Annotated in this window: 24 protein-coding genes and 1 riboswitch; of the genes, 9 read left to right on the forward strand and 15 right to left on the reverse strand. The window is 64.5% G+C overall.

Features of this window, described 5'->3' with window-relative positions; all coding sequences use genetic code 11:
* Positions 1 to 102: 102 nt before the first annotated feature.
* Together mutL and ABL838_RS11810 are read right to left on the reverse strand one after the other, a co-directional pair.
* Positions 103 to 2,010, reverse strand: coding sequence for a DNA mismatch repair endonuclease MutL (gene mutL / locus ABL838_RS11805; RefSeq protein ID WP_418125431.1), 1,908 nt, complete (start codon positions 2,008 to 2,010; stop codon positions 103 to 105).
* A gap of 37 nt (positions 2,011 to 2,047) precedes the next feature.
* Positions 2,048 to 2,578: an N-acetyltransferase family protein gene (locus tag ABL838_RS11810; protein WP_418125432.1), complete on the reverse strand. Its 531-nt coding sequence runs from the start codon at positions 2,576 to 2,578 to the stop codon at positions 2,048 to 2,050.
* A gap of 15 nt (positions 2,579 to 2,593) precedes the next feature.
* Here ABL838_RS11810 and ABL838_RS11815 point away from each other — a divergent pair, with 15 nt between their 5' ends.
* Positions 2,594 to 3,262: a DedA family protein gene (locus tag ABL838_RS11815; protein WP_126018377.1), complete on the forward strand. Its 669-nt coding sequence runs from the start codon at positions 2,594 to 2,596 to the stop codon at positions 3,260 to 3,262.
* A gap of 77 nt (positions 3,263 to 3,339) precedes the next feature.
* On the opposite strand, the gene ABL838_RS11820 is transcribed toward ABL838_RS11815, so the two are convergent.
* The 3 genes from ABL838_RS11820 to tsaE form a co-directional block, all read right to left on the reverse strand.
* On the reverse strand, positions 3,340 to 3,627 hold the full coding sequence (locus ABL838_RS11820) for a glycine zipper domain-containing protein (protein ID WP_126018379.1): 288 nt from the start codon (positions 3,625 to 3,627) through the stop codon (positions 3,340 to 3,342).
* Positions 3,628 to 3,790: 163 nt separating this feature from the next.
* Positions 3,791 to 5,260, reverse strand: a complete 1,470-nt coding sequence (locus ABL838_RS11825; protein WP_418125433.1) for an N-acetylmuramoyl-L-alanine amidase — start codon at positions 5,258 to 5,260, stop codon at positions 3,791 to 3,793.
* Positions 5,257 to 5,763 carry a tRNA (adenosine(37)-N6)-threonylcarbamoyltransferase complex ATPase subunit type 1 TsaE gene (tsaE, locus tag ABL838_RS11830; protein ID WP_184636604.1) on the reverse strand — a complete coding sequence of 169 codons (507 nt, stop codon included), beginning with the start codon at positions 5,761 to 5,763 and terminating at the stop codon, positions 5,257 to 5,259. Before tsaE ends, ABL838_RS11825 begins: the two co-directional genes overlap by 4 nt.
* On the opposite strand from tsaE, the gene queG reads away from it, so the two are divergent.
* Entirely contained in the window at positions 5,749 to 6,819 is a 1,071-nt protein-coding gene (queG, locus tag ABL838_RS11835; RefSeq protein ID WP_418125434.1) for a tRNA epoxyqueuosine(34) reductase QueG, read from the forward strand. The genes tsaE and queG overlap by 15 nt on opposite strands.
* A gap of 3 nt (positions 6,820 to 6,822) precedes the next feature.
* Here queG and arsC read toward each other — a convergent pair whose 3' ends face one another.
* The 5 genes from arsC to ABL838_RS11860 all read right to left on the reverse strand — a co-directional run bounded on the left by arsC (position 6,823) and on the right by ABL838_RS11860 (position 12,416).
* Positions 6,823 to 7,203: an arsenate reductase (glutaredoxin) gene (arsC, locus tag ABL838_RS11840; RefSeq protein WP_418125435.1), complete on the reverse strand. Its 381-nt coding sequence runs from the start codon at positions 7,201 to 7,203 to the stop codon at positions 6,823 to 6,825.
* Positions 7,204 to 7,231: 28 nt separating this feature from the next.
* The gene (locus tag ABL838_RS11845; RefSeq protein WP_418125436.1) at positions 7,232 to 7,915 is read right to left on the reverse strand and encodes a glutathione S-transferase family protein; all 684 of its coding nucleotides are present in this window, start codon (positions 7,913 to 7,915) and stop codon (positions 7,232 to 7,234) included.
* 40 nt (positions 7,916 to 7,955) lie between these two features.
* The gene (locus tag ABL838_RS11850; protein ID WP_369658612.1) at positions 7,956 to 8,468 is read right to left on the reverse strand and encodes a 6,7-dimethyl-8-ribityllumazine synthase; all 513 of its coding nucleotides are present in this window, start codon (positions 8,466 to 8,468) and stop codon (positions 7,956 to 7,958) included.
* Between the two features lie 110 nt (positions 8,469 to 8,578).
* Positions 8,579 to 8,750, reverse strand: a riboswitch (FMN riboswitch).
* 99 nt (positions 8,751 to 8,849) lie between these two features.
* Positions 8,850 to 11,048, reverse strand: coding sequence for a TonB-dependent siderophore receptor (locus tag ABL838_RS11855; protein ID WP_418125437.1), 2,199 nt, complete (start codon positions 11,046 to 11,048; stop codon positions 8,850 to 8,852).
* Positions 11,049 to 11,321: 273 nt separating this feature from the next.
* On the reverse strand, positions 11,322 to 12,416 hold the full coding sequence (locus tag ABL838_RS11860) for a DNA glycosylase AlkZ-like family protein (RefSeq protein ID WP_418125438.1): 1,095 nt from the start codon (positions 12,414 to 12,416) through the stop codon (positions 11,322 to 11,324).
* Positions 12,417 to 12,928: 512 nt separating this feature from the next.
* Between ABL838_RS11860 and ABL838_RS11865 the strand changes: the two genes are divergently transcribed.
* Positions 12,929 to 13,201, forward strand: coding sequence for a hypothetical protein (locus ABL838_RS11865; RefSeq protein ID WP_418125439.1), 273 nt, complete (start codon positions 12,929 to 12,931; stop codon positions 13,199 to 13,201).
* Between the two features lie 277 nt (positions 13,202 to 13,478).
* Here the strand turns inward: ABL838_RS11865 and ABL838_RS11870 are convergent, their stop codons facing one another.
* Positions 13,479 to 13,712 (reverse strand): 4Fe-4S binding protein, encoded by a 234-nt coding sequence (locus ABL838_RS11870; RefSeq protein WP_418125440.1) that lies wholly within the window; start codon positions 13,710 to 13,712, stop codon positions 13,479 to 13,481.
* A gap of 111 nt (positions 13,713 to 13,823) precedes the next feature.
* Between ABL838_RS11870 and ABL838_RS11875 the strand changes: the two genes are divergently transcribed.
* The 6 genes from ABL838_RS11875 (at position 13,824) to ABL838_RS11900 (ending at position 18,602) form a co-directional block, all read left to right on the forward strand.
* A complete protein-coding gene (locus tag ABL838_RS11875; protein WP_418125441.1) occupies positions 13,824 to 14,138 on the forward strand; it encodes a toxin-antitoxin system YwqK family antitoxin in 315 nt (104 codons plus the stop codon).
* Between the two features lie 39 nt (positions 14,139 to 14,177).
* Positions 14,178 to 14,552 (forward strand): hypothetical protein, encoded by a 375-nt coding sequence (locus ABL838_RS11880; RefSeq protein WP_418125442.1) that lies wholly within the window; start codon positions 14,178 to 14,180, stop codon positions 14,550 to 14,552.
* A gap of 781 nt (positions 14,553 to 15,333) precedes the next feature.
* Positions 15,334 to 15,753 carry a hypothetical protein gene (locus tag ABL838_RS11885; protein ID WP_418125443.1) on the forward strand — a complete coding sequence of 140 codons (420 nt, stop codon included), beginning with the start codon at positions 15,334 to 15,336 and terminating at the stop codon, positions 15,751 to 15,753.
* A gap of 615 nt (positions 15,754 to 16,368) precedes the next feature.
* On the forward strand, positions 16,369 to 16,725 hold the full coding sequence (locus tag ABL838_RS11890; protein ID WP_418125445.1) for a hypothetical protein: 357 nt from the start codon (positions 16,369 to 16,371) through the stop codon (positions 16,723 to 16,725).
* A gap of 146 nt (positions 16,726 to 16,871) precedes the next feature.
* Positions 16,872 to 17,225 (forward strand): hypothetical protein, encoded by a 354-nt coding sequence (locus ABL838_RS11895; protein WP_184642659.1) that lies wholly within the window; start codon positions 16,872 to 16,874, stop codon positions 17,223 to 17,225.
* Between the two features lie 837 nt (positions 17,226 to 18,062).
* Entirely contained in the window at positions 18,063 to 18,602 is a 540-nt protein-coding gene (locus ABL838_RS11900) for a hypothetical protein (protein WP_418125446.1), read from the forward strand.
* A 47-nt stretch (positions 18,603 to 18,649) separates the two neighbouring features.
* On the opposite strand, the gene ABL838_RS11905 is transcribed toward ABL838_RS11900, so the two are convergent.
* The 4 genes from ABL838_RS11905 to ABL838_RS11920 all read right to left on the reverse strand — a co-directional run bounded on the left by ABL838_RS11905 (position 18,650) and on the right by ABL838_RS11920 (position 21,912).
* Positions 18,650 to 19,267, reverse strand: coding sequence for a hypothetical protein (locus ABL838_RS11905; protein WP_369661258.1), 618 nt, complete (start codon positions 19,265 to 19,267; stop codon positions 18,650 to 18,652).
* A 147-nt stretch (positions 19,268 to 19,414) separates the two neighbouring features.
* On the reverse strand, positions 19,415 to 20,020 hold the full coding sequence (locus ABL838_RS11910) for a DUF2625 family protein (protein ID WP_418125447.1): 606 nt from the start codon (positions 20,018 to 20,020) through the stop codon (positions 19,415 to 19,417).
* Positions 20,021 to 20,167: 147 nt separating this feature from the next.
* Complete coding sequence (locus tag ABL838_RS11915; RefSeq protein ID WP_418125448.1) at positions 20,168 to 20,473, reverse strand: hypothetical protein; 306 nt, start codon at positions 20,471 to 20,473, stop codon at positions 20,168 to 20,170.
* A gap of 560 nt (positions 20,474 to 21,033) precedes the next feature.
* Positions 21,034 to 21,912, reverse strand: a complete 879-nt coding sequence (locus ABL838_RS11920) for a sugar phosphate isomerase/epimerase family protein (RefSeq protein WP_418125450.1) — start codon at positions 21,910 to 21,912, stop codon at positions 21,034 to 21,036.
* Positions 21,913 to 21,916 lie beyond the last annotated feature (4 nt).

The following is a 21,916-nucleotide window of genomic DNA, read 5'->3' on the forward strand; positions in this document are numbered from 1 at the left end:
GCACATGCAACGGATGTGCCTGGGATTTCGCCGACTGCGGAAAACCCTAGAAAAAAGGCTTAAAAATGTCCGAAAACCGCGGATCGAGCGGAGTTTCGCTGCTTATCGGCCACGCATGAAGAGCGAATCCAGCTCGCGCACCGAAAGCTGGCGCCAGGTCGGCCGGCCGTGGTTGCACTGGTCCGAACGCTCGGTGGCCTCCATCTGGCGCAGCAGCGCGTTCATCTCGTCGATGGTGAGCTTGCGGTTGGCCCGCACCGCGCCGTGGCAGGCCATGGTGGAGAGCAGTTCGTTCTGGGCGCGCTGCACCACCGTGCTGGCGTCGTGCTGGCCCAGTTCGGCCAGCACGCTGCGTGCGAGTTCCACCGGATCGCCGTCGGCCAGCGTTCCGGGCACGGCGCGCACCGCGAGCGTGCGCGCCGAAAAGGGCGTGATCTCCAGCCCCAGCGTCGGCAGCACCTCGGCGCAGGCCTCGGCCGTGGCCACTTCCTGCGGCGTGGCCGCGAAGGTCGCCGGAATCAGCAGCGGCTGGCTGCTGATGGCAGCGCCGTCGAGCTGCGTCTTGAGCCGCTCGTAGACGATGCGCTCGTGTGCCGCGTGCATGTCGACGATCACCAGGCCCTGGCTGTTCTCGGCCAGGATGTACACCCCCTGCAGCTGGGCCAGCGCGCGGCCCAGCGGCCAGGCCTCGTCGTTGTTGGCGATGGACTGCGTGCCAGGGCTCGGCGCAAGGGGAAGTCCGCTCGGAGCCTGGAAGCTTGCCGGCGCCGCGCTGGCAGCGGGCCAGGGTGGCGGCGCGGAAGGTTCCGCCGCATGCAGTGCAACCTGCCGCGGCTGCTCGCTGCGCTGGGGCCACATCGCCTCGAAATCGCCGGTGCCGCGTTCGCGCGGCGTGAAATCCATGGCCGGCTGGGCCCAGCTGGCATTCGGCGGCAGCGGCGCCTGCTTGAAGAAGGGCTGCGGCGCGCCTGCCGGCGCTGTCGCGTCATTGGCGCGCGGAGCCGCCAGCGCGTCCTCGACGGCATGGCGTACGGCCTGGTGCACCTCGCGCCCGTCGCGAAAGCGCACTTCGATCTTGGTCGGATGCACGTTCACGTCGACGCGCGACGGATCGATTTCGAGGTACAGCGCATACACCGGCTGGCGCTGGCCGTGCAGCACGTCTTCATAGGCGCTGCGCACCGCGTGCGACAGCACCTTGTCGCGCACGAAGCGTCCGTTGACGTAGAAGAACTGATGATCGCCGCGCGAACGCGCCGCGTCGGGAATGCCCGCGCGGCCGACCACGCGCACCGCGCCGCCTTCGCGCGCGACGGCCACGCTCTGCGACACGAACTCGTCGCTCAGCGCATCGGCCAGCCGCTGCTCGCGCGTGGCGGCTGCGCGCCACTGCTCGACCAGCTTGCCGTCGTGCCAGATCGAGAAGCCCACCTCGGGCCGCGCCAGCGCATGGCGGCGCACCGCCTCGATGCAATGGGCCAGCTCGGTGGCGTCCGTCTTCAGGAATTTGCGGCGCGCGGGGGTCGCGAAGAACAGCTCGCGCACCTCGACCGTGGTGCCGGCTGAGCGCGCCACGGGCCGCAGCTCGCCGGTGCGCCCGTCGAGCGCGAAGGCGGAATCGGAGCCGGCGAAGCGCGAAAGAATGCTGAGCTCGGCAATCGCATTGATGGCGGCCAGCGCCTCGCCGCGAAAGCCCATCGTGCCGACCGTCTCGAGGTCGTCGAGGCTGGCGATCTTGCTGGTCGCGTGGCGGCGCAGCGCCACCGTGAGTTCCTCGCGGGGGATGCCCAGGCCATCGTCTTCCACGGAGATCAGCCGCACGCCACCGGAGGCCAGCCGCACCGTGATCTGGCCGGCACCTGCGTCCAGCGCGTTGTCCAGCAACTCGCGCACCACCGAGGCCGGACGCTCGACGACTTCACCGGCGGCGATCTGGCTGATCAACTCGTCGGGAAGCTCGCGGATCGGGCGGCGTTGTGGGGGGGAGATGGTGGTGGGGAGGGCGCTCACCGGGGCATTCTAAAAGCGCGGGTTCAGAGGCGTCCGCTCAGGGCTGCTGCAGCTGCTTGAACATCACGTAGGCATCCACGAAGCCGTGCCGCGGATGCCTGAACGCGCCCGGCAGCGTGCCGACGATCTCGAAGCCCATCTTGCGCCACAGGCGCACCGCGCCTTCGTTGGTGGACACGACGAAGTTGAACTGCATCGCGCGAAAACCCATGCGCAGGGCCTCCTGCTGCGAGTGTGCGCACAGGGCCGATGCGACACCCATGCCGCGCGCCGCGTCGGACACGACGTAACCGCAATTGCTTACGTGCGAGCCCTGGCCCGGCTGGTTGGGTCGCAGGACGTAGGTGCCGAGCACCGCACCCTGGTCGTTGCAGGCGACGAAGATCGCCGTGGGCACCTTCATCCACGAGTGGCGTGCCTGTTCCTCGGTCACGTCGGGCGCATACGTGTAGGTGTCCGCGCGGCGGAAGGTGGGTTCCAGGACGGACCAGATGGCGGGCCAGTCCGCATCCGTGGCGGCGCGTATGTGCAGCATGGGGTGATTCGCGAGTGCGTCGAGGTCGAGCAAGGATAATCCGCGCCCATGGAAATCATCAGCTTTCTCGTCGACTTCATCCTTCACGTCGACAAGCACCTCGAGGCCTTCGTCATCGCCTACGGCCCCTGGGTCTATGCCTTGCTGTTCCTCATCGTCTTCGTGGAAACCGGCGCGGTGGTGATGCCGTTCCTGCCGGGCGACTCGCTGCTCTTCATCGTCGGCGCGCTGTGCGGCGCGGGGCTCATGAACTATCCGCTGGCGTGCGGCATCCTGATCGCGGCCGCGATCCTGGGCGACCAGTGCAACTACTCCATCGGGCGCTACTTCGGGCCGAAGGTGTTCCAGTGGGAGAACTCGCGCTTCTTCAACCGCAAGGCTTTCGACCAGGCCCATGCCTTCTACGAGCGCTACGGTGGCATCACCATCATCCTCGCGCGCTTCATGCCCTTCATCCGCACCTTCGCGCCCTTCGTGGCCGGCGTGGCCGAGATGAACCGCGCGAAGTTCACGATGTTCAACGTGGTGGGCGGGCTGATCTGGGTGCTGGGCATCGCCACCGCCGGCTACTTCTTCGGCAACCTGCCTTTCGTGCGCCAGCATCTGGACAAGATCATCTGGGCGCTGATCTTCGTACCGGGCCTTCTGGCGATCTACGGCGCGTGGCGCGCCTCCAAGGCCGAGAAGGCGCGCGAGGCCCAGGCCTCGCAGGCCTGATCCGACTTCGCCAGCCAATGAAAAAGCGCGCCGGGGGGCGCGCTTTTTTCATTCAGGCCCGTTGTCCAGACCGTGCATCAGTAGTTCGGCCCGTTGCCCGGGTAGTAGCCGCTGCCGCGCGGATAGCGTTGCTGGTTGTAATAGTTGCGTTCATCGGCATTGCGGCCGACCTGGTTGCCGATGAGGCCGCCGATGGCCGCGCCGCCCACGGTGCTCGCAGTGTTGCCGCCGATGGCATTGCCCACCAGAGCGCCGCCCACGGCGCCTACGCCGGTCCCGAGGTTCTGATTGGGACCGCTTGCGCAACCCGCAATGGTCATGACCGAAGTGGCTGCGGCTGCAGCGATCCAGAGACGTGTGTTCATGATGTCCACCTTTCGATGAGTGATGGTTCATCATGTCCAAAGCACCCCGGTGCGCCGTGTAGGAACCAGCCGCACGTGCCTGTGCGGCCTCGCGGGGCGCACCGCGTGGGACAGCAGTGCATGCTTTGGCCCTACAGCCGGAAGCGGCGGGGCCGGAGCGCGATCAGAGCTGCCGGCTGCGCGCCAGCGGCGGGTTCTGCGCGAAGTAGCGCTGGATGCCGCGCATCAGTGCGTCGGCCAGGTTCTCCTGGTAGTCGACACGGCGCAGGTTGGCTTCTTCTTCCGGATTGCTGATGAAGGCGGTTTCCACCAGCACGCTCGGGATGTCGGGCGCCTTCAGCACGGCGAAGCCGGCCTGTTCGACCTGGCCCTTGTGCAGCCGCGCGCCGATGCCCTTGATCTCGCCGAGCATTGCGCCGCCGAGCTTGAGGCTGTCGTTGATCTGCGCGGTGGTGCTCATGTCGAGCAGCGCTCGCTGCACCTGGGCCTCGTGGTTGCCCACGTTCACGCCGCCGACGCGGTCGGCGTCGTTCTCCTTGTTGGCGAGCCACCGTGCGGCGCTGCTGGAGGCGCCGCTCTGGCTCAGCGCGAACACGCTGGCGCCGCGCGCGGCGGGCGTGGTGAATGCGTCGGCGTGGATGCTCACGAACAGGTCGGCCTGCACGCGCCGCGCCTTCTGCACGCGCACGCCCAGCGGCACGAAGAAGTCGGCGTCGCGCGTGAGGAAGGCGCGCATGGGGCTGCCGTTCACGCTGCTCGCGTTGATGCGCTGGCGCAGGCGGTGTGCCACCTGCAGCACGATGTCTTTCTCGCGCGTGCCGTTGGGGCCGATGGCGCCGGGGTCTTCGCCGCCGTGGCCGGGGTCGAGCGCCACGATGATGATGCGGTCGGTGCGATTGGCCGTGGCGGAAACCGGTGGTGGGGGCGGCACGGGCGATGCGGACGGCGCAGGGGGCCTGGCAGGCGCGGCGGCCACCACGGGAGGCGGTGGTGGCGTCACGGGCCTTTCGCCGCCGGCCGTTGCGGCGGGAGGCGGCGATTGCGGGCCGGGTCGCATCGACTGCTGCGCCATCAGGTCGCCCAGCGGATCGGCGGCCGGTGCAGGCGCGGTTGCCGGCGGCGCGACGGCGACCGCGGAGCCGCCGCCCGAAGCGCGCGGCGCATCGCGCAGGCGCTCGGCGATCAGCGCTTCCATCGGGTCGATCGCCTGCTCGGGGTACAGGTCGAGCACCAGGCGGTGCTTGTAGGCGGCCACGGGCGCGAGCGAGAACACCTGCGGCACCACGGCCTGCTTCAGGTCGAACACGATGCGCACCACCTTCGGTGCGTTCTGCCCCACGCGCAGGCCATTGATGTACGGGTCGCCGGGCTTGATCTTGCCGACGAGCTCGCGCAGTTCGGGGTTGAGGTCGATGCCCTCGATGTCGACCGCGAGCCGAGGCGGGCTGCCCACCACGAGCTGCTGCGAGTTCAGGCGTGCGTCGGATTCGATGGTCACGCGCGTGTAGTCGGCGGCGGGCCACACGCGCACTGCGAGGATGGTGGCTCCGCGCGCGATCTGGTGCACGCCGAGCATCAGCGCAATGCTGCCGCCCTGCAGCAGCACGCGCCGTTTGAGGCCGGCCGCCTTCATGCGGCGATGCGCGCCAGCAGATCGCTGCCGCGAGCGGTGTTCGCCAGGAGGGTCACGCTGCGTGTGTCGTCAGTCATTGCTTCTATTTTAATAGCGAGGTCGGCAATTGGCGTACGGCCCGCGGCGTTGTCCGGCCACTCGGCCAGCTTGAGGCCCGGCCCGGCGAAGATGTCGCGGAAGCCGGCGTCGTCCCATTCGCGCGGATCGGCGAAGCGATAGAAGTCGAAATGGAAGATCTGAAGCCCGTCGGGCGCCTCGTGGGGCTCGACCACCGCGTAGGTGGGGCTCTTGATGCGCCCGGTGATGCCCAGGGCGCGCAGGAGGTGGCGTACGAAAGTGGTCTTGCCGGCGCCGAGGTCGCCATGCAGTTCGATGAAGGCGTCGCGCAATGCGGGTGACGAGGCCAGAGCCTTCGCGAAGACTTCGGTGTCGGCTTCGCTGCACCAGCGCAGGCTGCGGGTGCTTTTGTGCGTTTCTACAATCGGCAAGTGATCGTCAGCCATCCACTCGTTGTTCGTATTCAGGCCTTGGCCAGGGAACTCGGATTCTCCCAAATCGGAATCGCGGGCGTCGATTTATCGAGCGCCGAGGCCGGTCTGATGCAATGGCTGGCCCATGGGTTCCATGGCGAGATGCAATACATGGAAACGCACGGCACGCGCCGCGCGCGCCCGGCCGAACTGGTGCCGGGCACGGTCAGCGTGATCACCGCGCGCATGGACTACCTGCCGCGCACCACCGAGCCCGAGTGGCAGGCCATCGAGTTCGACCGGCTGAAGCGGCCCGGCGAGGCCATCGTGTCCGTCTACGCCCGGGGCCGCGACTATCACAAGGTGCTGCGCAACCGTCTCGCGAAGCTGGCCGAGCGCATCGCCGAGGAGGTCGGCCCCTTCGGCCATCGCGCCTTCACCGACTCGGCCCCCGTGCTCGAGGCAGAGCTGGCCTCGCGCAGCGGCCAGGGCTGGCGCGGCAAGCACACGCTGGTGCTCGACCGCGATGCGGGCTCGATGTTCTTCCTGGGCGAGATCTACGTCGACATGGAACTGCCGCCGAGCGAGCCCGTCACCGCGCACTGCGGCAGCTGCAGCGCCTGCATCGACGTGTGCCCGACGCAGGCCATCGTGGCGCCGAAGCGGCTCGATGCGCGCCGCTGCATCTCGTACCTCACCATCGAGCACGGCGGTTCCATTCCGGTCGAACTGCGTCCGCTGATGGCCAATCGCATCTACGGCTGCGACGACTGCCAGTTGATCTGCCCCTGGAACAAGTTCGCGAAGAAGAGCACGCTGCCCGACTTCGACGCGCGCGAAGAGCTCACCGGCCGCACGCTGGCCGATCTCTTCGCGTGGACCGAACAGGACTTTTTGCGCCGCACCGAAGGCAGCCCGATCCGCCGCATAGGGCACGAGCGCTGGCTGCGCAACATCGCGGTGGCGCTGGGCAACGCGGTGCGTTCGGGCGAGGGTGGTGCGAAGGAAGCGCTGGCGACGCGGGCGGAACACCCGAGCGAACTGGTGCGCGAGCACGTCGCCTGGGGCCTCGCGCAACGCGCAGACTGAGCCTCAGGCCGGCAGGATCCCGCGCACCCGCTCCCACGGCCGGCACATCAGCGTGCCGCGCGGCGACACCACGATGGGCCGCTGCAGCAGGATCGGGTGTTCCACGATGAAGTCGAAGATCTGGTCGTCGGTCCATTTCGGATCGGCGAGGTTCAGCTCCTCGTAGGGAGCCTCCTTGGCGCGCAGCAGGTCGCGCGCGCCCATGCCCATGGCCTTGGAGAGTTCGCGCAGCTTCTTCTTCGAGGGCGGCGTTTCAAGATAGAGAACGATCTCGGGCTCCACGCCGCTTTCGCGGATCAACTGCAGCACGTTGCGCGACGTGCTGCAGTTGGGCTTGTGGTAGATCGTCATCGGGTAGGCGGTGGCGGGGGTGCGTGCGGTCATGGTGCCGATGATAGGAAACAGGCGCCGCTCAGCTTTCCTGCGCGTCCATCGAGAACGGAAACCGCGCCTCCCAGAATTCCGCCAGGCGCGGATCGGCGTCGACACGGCGCACCACCTGCGCCATGCGCGGCGCCACGCGATAGAAGCGCCGGCGGCGCGGCGTCCAGCGCGACACCACTGTCACGTACAGGTCGAGCATGCTGATCTTCTCGCCCAGCAGGTAGGGCGCGGGCTCGTCGATCTGCGAATCCATCAACTGCCAGCAATGCGCGATGCGCTCGGCGGTGCGTTCGAGCATCGCCGGCTGAGCCGCCGGGTCGGGCACGAGGCGCGAAGGCTCGTCGCGCACCCAGAACATCGAATAGATGGCGGCCGGCAGGTAGACCATCCAGCGCAGGTACCGCGCACGCAGCGGGTCGTCGGGCGCGGGGCAGAGTTGGGCCTCGGGATAGCGGTCGCCCAGCCAGAGCAGGATGGCCGCGCTCTCGGTCATCACCTCGCCCGAAGGCAGCACGAGCGCCGGCACCTGCCGCATCGGGTTGACGCCGGCGACCCGCTCGCGCTCGGCATCGCCCTCCCACGGGGCGATGTCGACGGTCTCGACCTGCGCGCCGATCAGCGTGAGCGCGGCGTGCACGGGCGTGGCGCCCGAGCCGGGGGCGCCGTAGAGGGTGTAGCGGTCTTCGCGGGCGGAGGTGGATGGAGCGTTCATCCGCGCAGGTTACGCAGGCCCGCCCCCGATGTCACGTAGGTCAGGCGGCCAGAAGCGCGTCCACCTTCTTCAGCCCTTCGAGCGTCTTCACGCAGGCCTCGGCCACTTCCGTGCCCTTCACCGCGAAATGGCGGTGGAAGTACTTGCGGTGCTCCACGTGCTCGTGGAAGTGGTGCGGCGTGAGCACGGCCGAGAAGATCGGCACGTCGGTTTCCAGCTGCAGCGACATCAGCGTGCTGACCACCGTGTTCGCCACGAACTCGTGGCGGTAGATGCCGCCGTCGACCACCAGCGCGCAGCCGACGATGGCCGCGTACTTGCCCGAGTTGGCGAGCCGCTTGGCGTGCAGCGGAATCTCGAAGGCGCCCGGCACGTCGAAGATGTCGATGAGGTCGCGCGCCACGCCCTGGCGCTCCATCTCCTCGAGGAAGGCGTCGCGCGCCTGGTGGACGATGTCGGAATGCCACTGCGCCTCGACGAATGCGATGCGCGTGCCGCGCGGCGAACCCGACGCGGTGACGGCGGAAAGGGGAAGGTCGTTGATCTGACTCATGGTGTGCCTCTTGAAGAAAGCAGGTTTCCTGAATCAGGGCGCACGAAACAGCGAGCCCGCTCGCGCGCCGGTTCGCCTGAAAAAGCGCAGCGCGCGGGCCGACCCGCATTTCGCGCTCTCTTTCATCCGGACTGTGACCGTCGGCTTCGGAATCGCACCGAAATCTGCTGACCCTGGAGCTCATTGCGAGCCCCAGGCGCTCGCGGGCTTGTGCTGCCTTTCCTTCCGGAACATGCCGCCATCACCGCCGGTGGGGAATTTCGCCCCGCCCTGAGAACGCTTGCCGCGCGGCGAACCGCGCAGCGGGGGCGATTCTAGGTGGCACCCACGGTGCCGGCCTGTCGCCCCCGCGCCAGACCTTCGCCCGGACAAGGATTTTCTTCAGAAGCGATACGTGGCCGCCGCAGTCACGGTACGGCGCTGGCCGTAGAAGCAGTCGCCGCGCGCGAGGCAGGTGGTCAGCTGAACCTTGTCGGTCAGGTTGCCCACGTTGAGCGACAGGCGCAGCGGGCCGTTGTCCCAGGCGATCATCGCGTCGAGCAGCGTGACCGAGGGCACCGGGTTGGCGTCCATGCCGTCGTACGATTTGCCGAGGTAGCGCACGCCGCCGCCCAGCGAGAAGCCGGGCACGCCGCCGATGGAGAAGCGCCGCATCAGCCAGGCCGAGGCCGTGTGCTTCGGCACGCCCGAGATGCGCTTGCCCAGGTCGGAGCCGGTGCTGCGCGAGACGCGTGCGTCGGTGTATGCGTAGGAGGCGACCCAGTCCCAGTCGCGGCCGATGCTGCCCTTGTATTCGAGCTCCAGCCCCTTCACGTGCACCTCGCCGAGCTGAATGCTGTTGAGCGGATTGGTCGGGTCGGTGGTCTTGCGGTTGGTGTCGCGCAGGTCGTACACCGCCGCCAGGAACGAGGTGCGCTGGCCTTCGGGCTCCCACTTCACGCCGGCTTCCCACTGCTTGCCGCGCTGCGGCTTGAATGGCTTGTTGTTCACGTCCGCGCCGCCCAGCGGCAGAAACGACTCGGCATAGCTCAGGTAGGGCGCCCAGCCGCCGTCGGCCAGGTAGACGAGGCCGGCGCGCTTGGTGGTGGCCTTGTCGTCGACCGCCACCGCGGGGCGGCCTTCGGTGTCGGTGGTGGCCTTGTCGTGGCGCAGGCCGAGCAGGCCGATCCAGCGGCCGTACTTGACCTGGTCCTGCACGTAGATGCCGGCCTGCTTCTGCAGCACCGCGGGCTGCCGCGTGAGGAAGGTGGGCGCGGAGTAGTTGCCGTACACCGGCGCGTAGACGTCGAGCGCGCCCGCGCGGCCGCGGCCGGTGAGCTGCGAGGTCTCGTTGCGCTGGAAGTCCGCGCCGACGAGCAGCGTGTGCTCCGCCGCGCCGGTCTTGAAGTGCGCCTCGGCCTGGTTGTCCAGCAGCAGCATCTTGCCGCCGTTGAGCTGCACCACCAGGTCGCGCTCGATGGTGCGCTGGTCGGCGTTGAACACCGGGCGCGCCGGGCGGCCGGTGAGCCGGTTGGCGGTGAAGCTGGTGTAGGCGGTGTTGTAGACCACCTTGCTCTCGGTCGAGCGCAGGTTCTGCCTGAAGGTCCAGGTGTCGTTGAAGCGGTGGCTGAACAGGTAGCCCAGCGAGGTGTTGCGCGTGTCGAAGCGGTCGAAGCCTGGCTCGCCGGTGAAGGTCGAGGTGGGAATCTGTCCGTAGAGCGAGGGCAGCAGCGTGCCCTGCCATGGGAAGAAGCCGATCAGCGAGCCGCTCTTGTCCTTCTGGTAGAGCGCTTGCAGCGTGAGCGAAGTGTCGGCGCTCGGGCGCCAGGTGAGCGAGGGCGCCAGCAGGATGCGGTCGTCGGGCACGTGGTCGACCTGCGTGCCGCTGTCGCGGTTGACGGCCACCAGGCGGTAGAGCCACTTGCCCTCGGTGTCCAGCGGCCCGGTGAAGTCGGCCGCGACCTGCTTGCGGTTATGGCTGCCCAGCTGCACCTGCACCTCGCGCTGCTGCTCGGCCTGCGGCCGCTTCGACACCAGGTTCAGCACGCCACCGATTCCGCCCTGGCCGTAGAGCACCGAAGAGGGCCCGCGCAGCAGCTCGACGCGCTCCAGCGTGTACGGATCGGCGCGGGTGGTGTTGTACACACCGTAGCTGCGCTGCAGCCCGTCGAGGTACTCGATGGCATCGCCGCCGCGCACCTTGAAGCGGTCGACGCGGCTGTCGAAGTTGCTCGACACCACGCCCGCCGTGTAGTTGGTGGTCTCGCGCAGCGTGAGCGCGCTCTGCGCCTCCATCTGGTCGCGCGTGATCACCGAAATGGCCTGCGGCGTCTCGATCAGCGGCGTGTCGGTCTTGGTGGCGGTGCCGCCGCGCCTGGCGACGAAGCCGGTCACCGGGCCGGTCGCGCTCTCGACCGCGTCACCGGTCACGGTGATGGTCGGCAGGGCCTTGCGGGTCTCGGCGGATTCGTCTTTTTCCTCGGCGTAGGCTGGTATGGAGGCGCCCAGCGCCATGGCGGTTGCGGCGAGCGTGGCGCGGCGGGTATGCGAAATGCGCCAGGTGGGGCGCCAAGCCGGGCGCCGATGCTTCTTCGATGTCATGTGCAGCTTCTCCTGTGTCCTGCGTTTGGGGGGAGTGGCTGCGGCGTGCGCCGGATGTGGGCGCGCCATGGCTTCTCGTCTCTGATCCGGTGATTCCGTCGATCCGGACGAGCGCAACCGGCGGCTCGCTTCGGGCTGGCGGCCGGTGTGTTTTGTGGGTTCTTGTTGCGTCGTCGCGGGCAGCTTTTTCGGCTGCGGTCTTCGTTCCTTCGAAGACGGCTGGCGCCCGTTGCGGGCGGCTGGCTGAGGCCGGCGATTATAGGAAGAAAGATGTCAGCGCCCGGCGAGAAACAGCGTCATGCGTTGCAGTTCGTCGTCGAGCGCCGCGCGGAACCCCGCGTCGCGAGGCCTCTTGTCGGCATAGCCGAACACCGGCTTCAGCCGGCCCTCGGGCGAGCTGCCGAAGTTGGCCCAGCCGATCACGCGGTCGTGCCACAGCATCGGCAGCGCGTAGTAGCCGAACTGGCGCTTCGGCGCGGGCGTGTAGGCCTCGAACTTGTAGGTCCAGCCCCAGAGCAGCTCGAAGCGGCGGCGGTCCCACACGACAGGGTCGAAGGGCGCGAGCAGGCGCACCGCGTCGTCGGGCGCGTGGCGGCGCGAGGCCGGGTTCTCGTCGGCGGGCCAGAACCAGGTGGTGCCATCGATGCTGCAGCTGGCGAGTTCTTCGCGCGCGATGCGCAGCGCCGCCTGCGTCTGCGCCGAAAGATGCGGCGCACCGTAGCCGAGCAGCCGCACGAGGTACGTGAGGCTCGATGCAGGCAGCGGCGCGTACTTGCGCACCACCAGTTCGATGAGCGCCGCCGCACGCCAGGCGCGGCCGGCAGGGCTGTCGTCCGCGGGCTCGTGCGTCACCGCCTCGTAGACGCGCGTGCCGCTGTCGCGCCGCACCACGCGCAGCATGCCGCGGTAGTGCATGCCGTCGAGCAGGTGCGTGGTCGCGTTGCTGGAGCCGCCCCAGTAGTTCTTGACGCGGCCGTGCGCGAAGTGCTGCTCGACCTGGCGCGGATGCACCGGGCCATGCTCCTGCACGTAGGCGAGCACGTCGGCCGCCTTGCGCCGCGTATCGGCGTCCCAAGCCTGCCTGGCCTCGCGCGGATGCATCAGCGCCAGATGCTCGCGCGGCAGGAAGCCGTAGTTGACGAGGCAGTCTTCCTCGATCGCGAGGCGCGTGTAGCGGTTTTCGAGATCGCCCGCGCGGTAGTCCTTCACGCGATGGCGCAGCGTGAGGTCTTGCGCGCGTGCCGGGGCTCGGATCGGGTCGGCCTGCACGAAGCCGAGCCGGCGGATCGCGGCGGGCAGGGTCGTTGGCTTGAAGAGGGTGCGCGCCACTGCGTAGCGGCGCAGGTCGTCGAGGGTCGGGGCAGGCATCGGCGGATTGCAGCACAGGCGGGGCGGTTTCGCTTTGCTGGGTTTGTTTGTTGAGCGCTGCTGTTGTTCAGGGCGCGCTCACGCCGACGGGGTACCTTGCTCCGCGAATGTCCTCCGCCCTTCGGGCTCCTCCTTTATTTCGCTGCGCAAGGCACCCCGTCGGCGTGAGCGTTCAGCGCCGCTGCGACATGGGCTCACGGGGGCTTGCGCACGGCGCATGCGGAAGCTGCATTTGTTGGCAGTCTCGGCGACTTCCTGCTGAGCGAGGAGGCGTCTTGCAGTGTTCTTCTCTAGAGTGAATGCCCCTGTCACTCAACACCTCGCCAAGGGGAGCAGAAAGGAGCCACCCACTCAAGTCACCCAGATGTTCAAAGGCTGCTTGCCTCGCGGCAGGTTGTCGGTGCGAAAGCAGCGATGCAGATGCGAGGTATCAAAAGGCGACGGCCAGGGTGTTACTAGCACCCCAGCCGTCTAACCAAGTTCGTGCAACACCTTGGAAGGACCGCACAAAAATGGCTACCAAGACTATAGCCCGGCCAACTACGCCGGTAGCTTCCGCAGAAACCGCCCAACAAGATCCGGCGGATCTTCTCGAAAACACCCTCACTCAGCTTGAAGCTCTACTGTGGGTCTGCCACGGGGAAGAGATCGACTGGTGCAGCGGGGATGGACCTCGGCAATTGAACAACCTGCTCTGGCTCGCGGCTGAAATGGCTCGCAAGGCTGGGGAGTTGTTTCAGATGAGCGAGAAGGCGCGGCGTGGGGCGCTTGAGACCGGCGGTTAGTTGCCGGTCTGCGGGCCGCGAGTTTCGCGGCCTGCCTGATGGCCCGGTGGTGAAGGGAATTCGGTTCGATTGAGGTTTGCGACACAGGGCTCCATGGCGACTATGTGTTCCAGGTTGACCACTGGCTGGCAATGCGCGCCCCCGCTTTGCAGCGATGCCGGCGATGGTTGTGGCGAGGTGGATGGTTCTACCGACCCGGACCTGACACTCACGACCGTGCGGCTCACGTGCCCAGGTCTAAGGATTGCCTGAGCGGCGAGGCCTACGCCGAGGGCGTTCAGCCTTTTCGCATGGTGATCGCATGAAAAGGGCAAGTCACTGCGCAATCGCTGCACACTGTGCACCGATTCGCGTCTTGGAGGGTCGACGACTTCCTCCATTGCTTGACTTCGAGGCTGAGAAGGTGGAGGTCGCACGCGGCGACGCACCAACCGCAGCCCGTGCAGCGCGCGACGTCGACAACTGGCAGCCAACCCGGTCGGTGCGGGCGGCGAGGTGGGTGTGCGTCCATCTATGATTCGAACGAGCGTATCGGCGCGAAAGGTAGCATGCCGCTGGCTCCGGCCGGCCAGGACCGGACGCCCCCGACCTCTCCTGCCAATTCGCCTGCAGATGCCACAGCATGCCCATTGAAGCTGACCTCAACATCGCTGAGATTCCCTACGACTCAGGAGCCGTCAGACTCCGTTATGCGCGGGTGATGGCACCAGACCGAACGCGCTGGATTCGACACGGCCTCTTTGTTGAGTACCACGAGAATGGCAAATTGGTTTCCGAAGGCCAGTACGTGGATGGCAAGGAAGACGGGCTCTGGCGCGACTTTCATGCGAACGGCCAACTTGCAGCAGAGGGGCGCTATCGCGCGGGCAAGGAGGTTGGCGTGTGGCGGTTTTGGAGTCCCGCTGGAATCGAAGAGCCGAGCACGAATTTCAACTGACGGCTAGGAGCTGCAGTCCGCCAAGCCCTCAAATCCTTCATGAATCTTCGTTCAAAAACTATGGATCGCTGGGTTCCGATTTCTCGTGACGAACTGGAGGAACTGGTGTCCGCCCAGCTCATCGAGTATTCACCAGAGCAAGCCGACCAATTTGCCCGTCTTCGCGTCCCGTTTCGTGCCGCACCGATCATGCGTGCTGGTGTGAGCGAATCGGTCTTCATCGTGGCACAGCTTGGGGAAATGGCTATTTACTACGAAGACGTTGAAGATGGGTTCAACGTTTCGGAGGTTGCACCTGATGGCTCGATTGTCACCCCTGGCTTCGAACAGTGGACTATCGCGGATGCGATCCAGCATCTTCTAGCTTTCCCGTGCGATCCCATTCGCCGTGGGGCTGCATCCTCTCTTCTTTGACAGGCAAAGTTAGGCCAGATGTAGTCGCTCTTCAGCAGAGCTCAGTCTTTGATTCAACAAAGGGGTGGGGAAAATGCAGACTCTGAAGAGTCCGTCGATGTGGGGAAGACTCATCAAACGCCTCAAGCTGGCGCTACTTCGGAGCGGGGCGAAGATTGACTGAGCCCGGCCAGAACCGGCCGTTTGCTGGGCCGGCACAATGCGGCCAGCAGCGGACGTTGCTCCCCCCGAACCATCCTCCTTAAAGCACGCTATGGTCAGAAAGGTACTGGAATGGATAGCGGCTTTGCGAAAAGATCGGTCCGTTCCCGAGCAAGCTGGTGCCACCGCTCAGTTTGCAACAGTAGCAGCCGACGACTCGGTTTGCGATTCACTTGTTCAAGCCGGCCGTTGTGTGTGGGTGCCCGAAGAGTGGGTGCGAGAACGTCAAGTTGATGGGTTCGTGTTGTATTGCGCCCCCGACTCACGCCGCGGGATGGTTCGAATAGTCGTGCCAGGCTCGCGAGGCGCAATTGAGTTCTTGATGGAATGTCCTCCGGGCTCCTCATGCGCTGCGACAACTCCCGAGGCGCAGTTCCATTCGCTCCGAGCGCAATCCCGACCGCCGCGCGAAGGTCGGCTTTCCTGAGGCAGCCATACCGCAAAGGGCTCAGACTTGGTGCCGGCAACTGCCGGCAGAATCCGGCCAGAAGCCGACGGTCGTTGCCTCGGCAGAAGCCGGCGATATGGTCTTCTTTACGTAGAGAATCGGCGACCAGACAGCGCATAACGGAGTGCAGAATTGGGGCACCAAACAGTTGTATACGGGTCTATTGAAGTCTTTCAATCCTCGGACGTTCCGGGCGCTGACGCTCGTACGGATGAAGCATTGATGCGCTTGCCGGAGATTGACGAATGGCCGTTTCTCACGCGCTCGATGTTCAGCGTCACTCCACCTGGCTACGGACCACATGGCTCCTATCTGTACAGGGTGATTTCGTTCGGCGCCTCCTACAAGGCCGTTGAATGGGAGTGGGCTGAGTGGTTGCTTAAATTTGAGCGATTGCTAGCATCGCTCGATTTCACATACGCGAGAGTGCATCTTGAGACGGAACTGGTCGGCAAGCACACCTATATCTGGGATGGACATTCCGACGACGGCAAGAAGATCTCACCGGACCATTGGCAATTTTCGGGAGGGCCGCGCACCTTCTCCGATTGACGTCCTCATGGCTCACAGCGGCCAGAAGCGGCCGTTCGCCGAGCCGGCACAACGCGGCCACAAGCGGACATGGCCCTGAGCAAGCGAACTTGAATATCTCATTCCACTTCAACTCATGAGTGCAACTCATCGCACCGATCAGATCCTCCTCCACGCAGCTGAACCTCCCTCAGCGGGAAGCCAACGTGTTGTGTCAAGGGTGGAAGTGGAAACTGGGTCTGGCTATGTTCATGTCTTGCAGAACACGGTCGCATCCAAGCACGAACTCGACACCTTTTGGGCATCATGTCTCAGCGCTGATCAGTCCATTGAGCCCGTGCGAGCTCAGATAGAGGCGGCAGACCCGGCTCAGCTGCAGGGGATTCTCGAATCCATTGGACGCGATCTTGCTCGAGTGGAAAGTGTCGCGACGATCAATATGTTGACGCCGGTAGACGAATGCTTTCACGTCATAAATGGGTGTGAGCATTGTTTTGGGCATGTGTTACTGCTGAGCTCACATGGCAACGCTGTGTTCATTCATTGGCATCGGGAGTCGTAGACTCCACTCGACCAAAAGGAGTCAGTCGCGCATGCGGTCTGATTTCGCCCAGAAGCGGACGTTGAGGAACCGGAATGATTGCATCGCAAGTGCGCGACGAGTTGCTCCAGGCGGAGCATGTTCTCGATACGAAGTTCTCGTTCGATCAGGCTGAGCCGTTCTATCGGCGCTGCCTTGCGCACATCGAATCTGCACCGGAAGACCGCGAGGCCATTGAGCAGCTCCTGATCCGGCTGTTCCGCGAGCGGCAGATCAGCAGCGAGCCATTGGCGTACCTAATGCACGTCCTGCGGTGGGAAAGTGTGCGCCACGCAATCGAAGCGGACCTACGAAGCCAAACAGCGCCCATCATCACTGGTGTCGAGCATGGAAAGGTGCTGGATGGCTTCGAGACGGATTGGGGCAACAAGGTGTTCTACCGTTTCTCGTGACAGCCTGTGCTCGGCATGAAGCGCCACAGGATCCATCGGGCATCTAGCTGTCTAGCTCCTGTGGCACGATTCGGCAAGAACCGGACGTTTGCCGAGCCGGCACAATGCGGCAGCAACCTGTCATTCGACCTCGGCTCACAAATTCAATGAAATCTGCGCTTTCCGTCAACGCCGCGCTTGATGAACTTGCGACCTTGAGAGGTCAGGACATCGCAGTGGAAGGCATTTTGCGCTTCGAGTTTGAAGGAACGGCGCTGGATCACTTCCCTAAGGCCGAGCGCCGCGGTGCGAAAGATGAGGGGCCGCTTGAGGCCTCCAGCGTGTGGCTGTGCGTTGGATCTGGCGCTTTGCAATTCAACGAGGACCAGCTTCGCCGATGGCATGGCAAACGAGTCACCGTGCTCGGCACCTTGCTGGGTCCCGATGAGAAGCTCGGAGGGTGCGGCCATTTTTCGGCGTATCCCGCCGAGCTATCGGCTCGCTCAATTGAGCGAATCTAATCGACAACATCGAACGGTCGGCCGCGCGTCAGAATTCGCGGGGAGCCGGGGTGGTGAATGCGACGCCCCCGGAATCCTCAACCATTTATCCCCTGCACCTGACCGATGCTTACTCTTCACGCATTCATCACATCAGCCGACGACGTCCAGCCGTTGGAGGCCCTGGAGCCAAAGCTAACCGGACTCTTTCAGGGGGAACACAGCGCTCGGCCGGATGTATCGTCTAGCAGCCTGCCGTTTCGGAACGTGCCCCGGCTCCTCTATCACTGGCCAACATGGAGTTTTTCCGTGACATGTGAGAGCGGCTCGGAAGTCGCCGCAGATGCAGCGCTCGCGCAAGAGGCAGGTGCCGAATTCCCCGGCGGCCCGCCCGTCAATCGCATACGGGTTGTTTTTGCACACGACGAGAGCCAGCTCTTCACGAACCACATCATCTGGATTGCGGACTGGCTCAAAGAAATCCCAAGCGCCGTGGTCTACGATGACGTGGGCAAGTGTCTGTGGTGACAGGTCCTTCAGCGACGAGCTTCGGCCACAACCAGACCTTCGCCATGAAGCCAGAAAATTGCCCGGTACCTGCAACGGTGGACTACGTCAAAGTCGGTCGTGAGTCGCACGAGTTGGCGCTTCGCCACGGGCGGGATGCACACAGATATGCACCGCGAATGTCTCAGCAAGCCAAGGACGCTGGCGATGAAGACGCTGCCGCATTCTGGTACGCGGTAAACCGGACGCTAGAGCCGAGGGCATAGCAGGCCACTTGCCAGGCTGGCTCCCTTGGGCCTTCGCGATAGTTGGGCGACCAGCTACAGTCGGCCACAACCGGACATTGACTAGATGGAATTTCTACAACGTTTCATGCCTCAAAATGACGAGCCTTTTCGGGGAGTTCAAGAGCCTCTACTGACCTTTGACGAATCCAGGTATTGGCGCGTTTACACGCTGACTGAGGCACTCGAAGCCGACCCGAGGCAAATGGAACTAGCTCAGGCGCTCACGTTGAATCCGAGCAAGCCTCGGATGGGCCTCAAAGGAACCTTCGGTCTGTTTGGCTCGCCCCAGTGGTGGGACAGCATCAATCGGCGAAAGATGCCGCTACGCTTCATCTCCGGGACTATTGTCGAGGCCTATGAGGCAGGGCAAGACAGCAAGACCGGTTTAAACAACAGCATGCTGCTTGAGCTCGGGACTGGGAGTAGAGAGCACTTCGGAATCTATACGAACAACAAGAAGCAGGCAAAGCTATTTGTCCCCGGTGCCACTGTCTTGATGGTCGATGCGCTCGACGAGTACAAGCGACCTGAACATAACGGGCCTGAATCCGGGATCACGCTTGAAGTCGTCATAAGCAAGCCTGATTCGCAACGTCTCGGCTGATCTTCCGCTTAGGGCCCGAACGAGACATTCGCTGACTCCCAAAGAGGTCAGTCCTGTTTCCCCCTAAGGTCTGAGGCCCGTGGTCGCTGGATGATCGTTTTCGGCGCGGCCATCCGTTGCAGGATGAAGCACGGCTGCTCCTGCAGCGCATAGAACTCTTCGGTCCATGGCGCGGCCCCGAGCCTTCCGAGAAGATTCGCCATCAGTGATTCGTTGAGACGGTCGCTTTTGCGCCGAGCCAAATATGAGCTGGCATCTTCTGCAGGCAACGGGGAGCCGATTTCTCCAAAGAGCCACTTGCGGTCATTCTGAACTGCATAAACCGACCGTTCGACCACGGTTGCTTCTTCCAAGCTTCGATATGTGAATGTTGCGCCGGGCTGCGTTGTCGTTATCGAATCGTGCGCGTTCCAATGGACAGTGGTCAGGCCATGATTGGCAGTGATGCAATAGCAAAGCGAGTCGTAGCCGTCGCAAAGGAGGCTGTTATTCCAGAGGACGGTCCAATCGGAATGTGTCGGCAAGAGCAGGAAGTAAGTCGGCACATTTGCAAATTCTGTGGCCGCTCCAAATGCCGCATCCAAATTGGCATATCGGGACCAGGACTTCGACAAGGCCTCAGCACCAACGAAGCGAGTTACCTCGGCCTCGACTGCTACTGCCACTTGAGGAACTGTCCCTCGCACCAGGTCCAATGATTGAGTGGTCGGCCACCATCGTTCAAGAGATTCACTACGCAGCATAGTCTCTAATGCAGATATCAAGGGCCGTTATCGGCAGAACACCGCCGTTTTCGGGTGCCGAAACTTTGTTCACGCAGTGTTGAACGCGTACTGCTCAGCAACTGAAACGGGCCGCCTCGAACTGGTCTGTGTCGAACCTTCCTTGGTGCTCAAGAACGGGTAGAAGTTGAAGCATTGGTCCCCTGGCAGTCGCCGTACGTCTTCCTCCCAGCCGGTCCAGCGCATTCCATCGTAGAAAGTGCGCAACCGATCCGTGAATGCCCATTGTGTGAAAGCAGAGTGACTGAACCCAAGACTTTCCCATGTCAGCGTGTCTGGAGCGAGATAGTGCACGGCGCCTCTATCGTCGCCGAGCGCACCCCCATTGATAGCGAAGAAGCCGCCAACCGCATCGTCGGCCACAAGGCAGAACCCGTTCGACCGCCCGGCATTCCATGCGCCGATGTTGCGGGTCAACTTGGGATGCCCGGACCCGAGCATTCTGAGCCAGCCACCGTCCACCAGAACGCCACCGGTTCCATAGGCCAGCGCTCCAAGGACCGATCGAGTCGTCACTTGCAGTTCGATGAGGACGTCGCCCCGGCTGGAAGACGGAGGCAATATTTCAACCGAGAGGGCGGCTGCTCTCGCCCAATGCTCAACCTGCGGCAGGGCTGGTTCCTGGGTGTCCAGCAATTCGTCTAGTGAACGCAAGGCTCCTCCTCAAAGTCCGGTTTTGGCCGATGGCGGCCATCGTATCCGCGAAAGCCACGGACCCTGGGCGGTCTTACTATTCGCTTGAAAGCAGACGCTCTCCAAACCGCGATCACCGTGCGCCGCCGGCTAGGGGCAACGCAGAACGACTGATGCACCAATAGCCTCGAGGGCCTCGGCGATAGGCCTGAGTTCCGCGTCTATCGGCCACCCCGCTTTGATCCGGAAATTGCCGGTTTCCAGCGATGCTTTGACTTCGCTCGGATTGCGGCCTGTCACTTGACGGATGATGCTGAACACCTTTGCTCGATTCTGGCCAATCGATGTCAGCCATAGTTCCGGATCTGGGCAAGGGCCATAGGAGAGGCGAGGTTCGAAGGTGCCGTATTCCTGTCCCAAACAAGTCATGGCGTCACTCAGCGGCTTGTATGCCAAGGCTCTTGCTGCTGGCAGGTGGCCAGAGCAGAACCACTCCATGGATCGAGGATGCCCAGCTGCACCTTCACTGAGAGGCAAGTAATCGGCGAACCTTACATATCCGCCTCCGGCTTGGAGGTGCCATGACTCGCAGCGGCAATCCTTGTGGCAAAGGTGACAGTACTCGGGCTTCATAGGGCTTCGTCCGCGGTTGTATGCAAAAGTCCGAAACCGGCAGATATTAGCCCCCCAATCAGCGTCATCGCAGGTCAGCAGCACTCGGCTTCCCCATTGAACGCGCTACTCCAATGGCGACCGCGCCAGCATAAGCCCTTCGACCTTCTGCTTGTCCGCTGCTCATCTCACACAAAAGCTCGGCGGGTTGCGCCCCGCATGCTCATCTGCGATCCGAAGCAGAGGTCAAACCGCCAGCGCCACAGCCGCGCTCATCGTGCACAGGGCATCGGGTGCTCCCCGCAGCGAAATAAAGGAGGAGCCCGAAGGGCGGGGGACATTCGCGGAGGGGAGTGCCCGATGGCCTGTGCACGCCCCCCGAACAACGCGCATACAAAGCAGCTCTAGACCGCCTGCTTGTGCCGCTCGATACAGACGTCCAGCGTCTCAGCCCCAGTCCGCTGCCACCAGTCAAGATTCGAAAAGATCTCCACCTCGCTGAACCCCGCGAAGCCCGCGTCTTCCACCCACCCACGGATCTTCTTCAGCTCGACCACCCCATCCCCCATCATCCCGCGGTCGCTCAGCAGATCGCGCGTAGGCGTGAGCCAATCGCAGACGTGGTACGCCAGAAGCCGCTCGCGGCCTGCGCGCGCAATCTGCTGCTGCAGCTTCGGATCCCACCACACGTGGTAGATGTCCAGGGCCACGCCCAGCATGCCGCTTTTGCCCGCGTCGAGTTCGTCGCACAGGTCAAGCGCATGTTCGAGCGTGTTGATGCACGCGCGATCAGCCGCCTGCATCGGGTGCAGGGGCTCGATGGCGAGAGGCATGCCGACCTCGCGGGCGTATTCGAGCGAGGCGGCGATGCCGTCGCGCACCTCGCTGCGGGCGCGGCCGATGTCCTTGTAGGCGGCCTTGCCTTCGAGCGCCCCGGGCAGGGCGCCGACCACCAGCACTAGGCAGGGTGCATCGAGCGTCTTGGCCTCGTCGATGGCGCGGCGGTTGTCGTCCAGCGCGGCCTTCAGGCCGGCGGCGTCGGCAGCCGGAAAGAAGCCGCCGCGGCAGTAGCCCGAGAGGCCGATGCCGTGCGCCTTCAGCTGCTTCGCCACCTTGTCGAGCCCGACGGCTGCCACCTGGTCGCGCCACGGGCTGATGGCGCGGATGCCGCGTTCGGCGCACTGGTCGATGATGCGGTCCAGCGGCACCTCGGCGCCCGACTGCTTGCGCACTGTGGCGGTGTTGATCGAGAGCCAGTCGTGGTTCTGCGAGAAATCGCGCATGCTC

Origin of the sequence: Variovorax sp. 160MFSha2.1 (assembly GCF_048305075.1) — a bacterium.
Classification (GTDB): Bacteria; Pseudomonadota; Gammaproteobacteria; order Burkholderiales; family Burkholderiaceae_C; genus Variovorax; species Variovorax guangxiensis.

Excerpts from the sequence above, each read along its gene's own strand:
- ABL838_RS11815 (WP_126018377.1), top strand. The coding sequence starts at position 2,594 with ATGGAAATCATCAGCTTTCTCGTCGACTTCATCCTTCACGTCGACAAG.
- ABL838_RS11820 (WP_126018379.1), bottom strand. The coding sequence starts at position 3,627 with ATGAACACACGTCTCTGGATCGCTGCAGCCGCAGCCACTTCGGTCATG.
- ABL838_RS11825 (WP_418125433.1), bottom strand. The coding sequence starts at position 5,260 with ATGAAGGCGGCCGGCCTCAAACGGCGCGTGCTGCTGCAGGGCGGCAGC.
- tsaE (WP_184636604.1), bottom strand. The coding sequence starts at position 5,763 with ATGGCTGACGATCACTTGCCGATTGTAGAAACGCACAAAAGCACCCGC.
- arsC (WP_418125435.1), bottom strand. The coding sequence starts at position 7,203 with ATGACCGCACGCACCCCCGCCACCGCCTACCCGATGACGATCTACCAC.
- ABL838_RS11845 (WP_418125436.1), bottom strand. The coding sequence starts at position 7,915 with ATGAACGCTCCATCCACCTCCGCCCGCGAAGACCGCTACACCCTCTAC.
- ABL838_RS11850 (WP_369658612.1), bottom strand. The coding sequence starts at position 8,468 with ATGAGTCAGATCAACGACCTTCCCCTTTCCGCCGTCACCGCGTCGGGT.
- ABL838_RS11855 (WP_418125437.1), bottom strand. The coding sequence starts at position 11,048 with ATGACATCGAAGAAGCATCGGCGCCCGGCTTGGCGCCCCACCTGGCGC.
- ABL838_RS11860 (WP_418125438.1), bottom strand. The coding sequence starts at position 12,416 with ATGCCTGCCCCGACCCTCGACGACCTGCGCCGCTACGCAGTGGCGCGC.
- ABL838_RS11865 (WP_418125439.1), top strand. The coding sequence starts at position 12,929 with ATGGCTACCAAGACTATAGCCCGGCCAACTACGCCGGTAGCTTCCGCA.
- ABL838_RS11870 (WP_418125440.1), bottom strand. The coding sequence starts at position 13,712 with ATGGACGCACACCCACCTCGCCGCCCGCACCGACCGGGTTGGCTGCCA.
- ABL838_RS11875 (WP_418125441.1), top strand. The coding sequence starts at position 13,824 with ATGCCCATTGAAGCTGACCTCAACATCGCTGAGATTCCCTACGACTCA.
- ABL838_RS11880 (WP_418125442.1), top strand. The coding sequence starts at position 14,178 with ATGAATCTTCGTTCAAAAACTATGGATCGCTGGGTTCCGATTTCTCGT.
- ABL838_RS11890 (WP_418125445.1), top strand. The coding sequence starts at position 16,369 with ATGATTGCATCGCAAGTGCGCGACGAGTTGCTCCAGGCGGAGCATGTT.
- ABL838_RS11895 (WP_184642659.1), top strand. The coding sequence starts at position 16,872 with ATGAAATCTGCGCTTTCCGTCAACGCCGCGCTTGATGAACTTGCGACC.
- ABL838_RS11900 (WP_418125446.1), top strand. The coding sequence starts at position 18,063 with ATGGAATTTCTACAACGTTTCATGCCTCAAAATGACGAGCCTTTTCGG.
- ABL838_RS11920 (WP_418125450.1), bottom strand. The coding sequence starts at position 21,912 with ATGCGCGATTTCTCGCAGAACCACGACTGGCTCTCGATCAACACCGCC.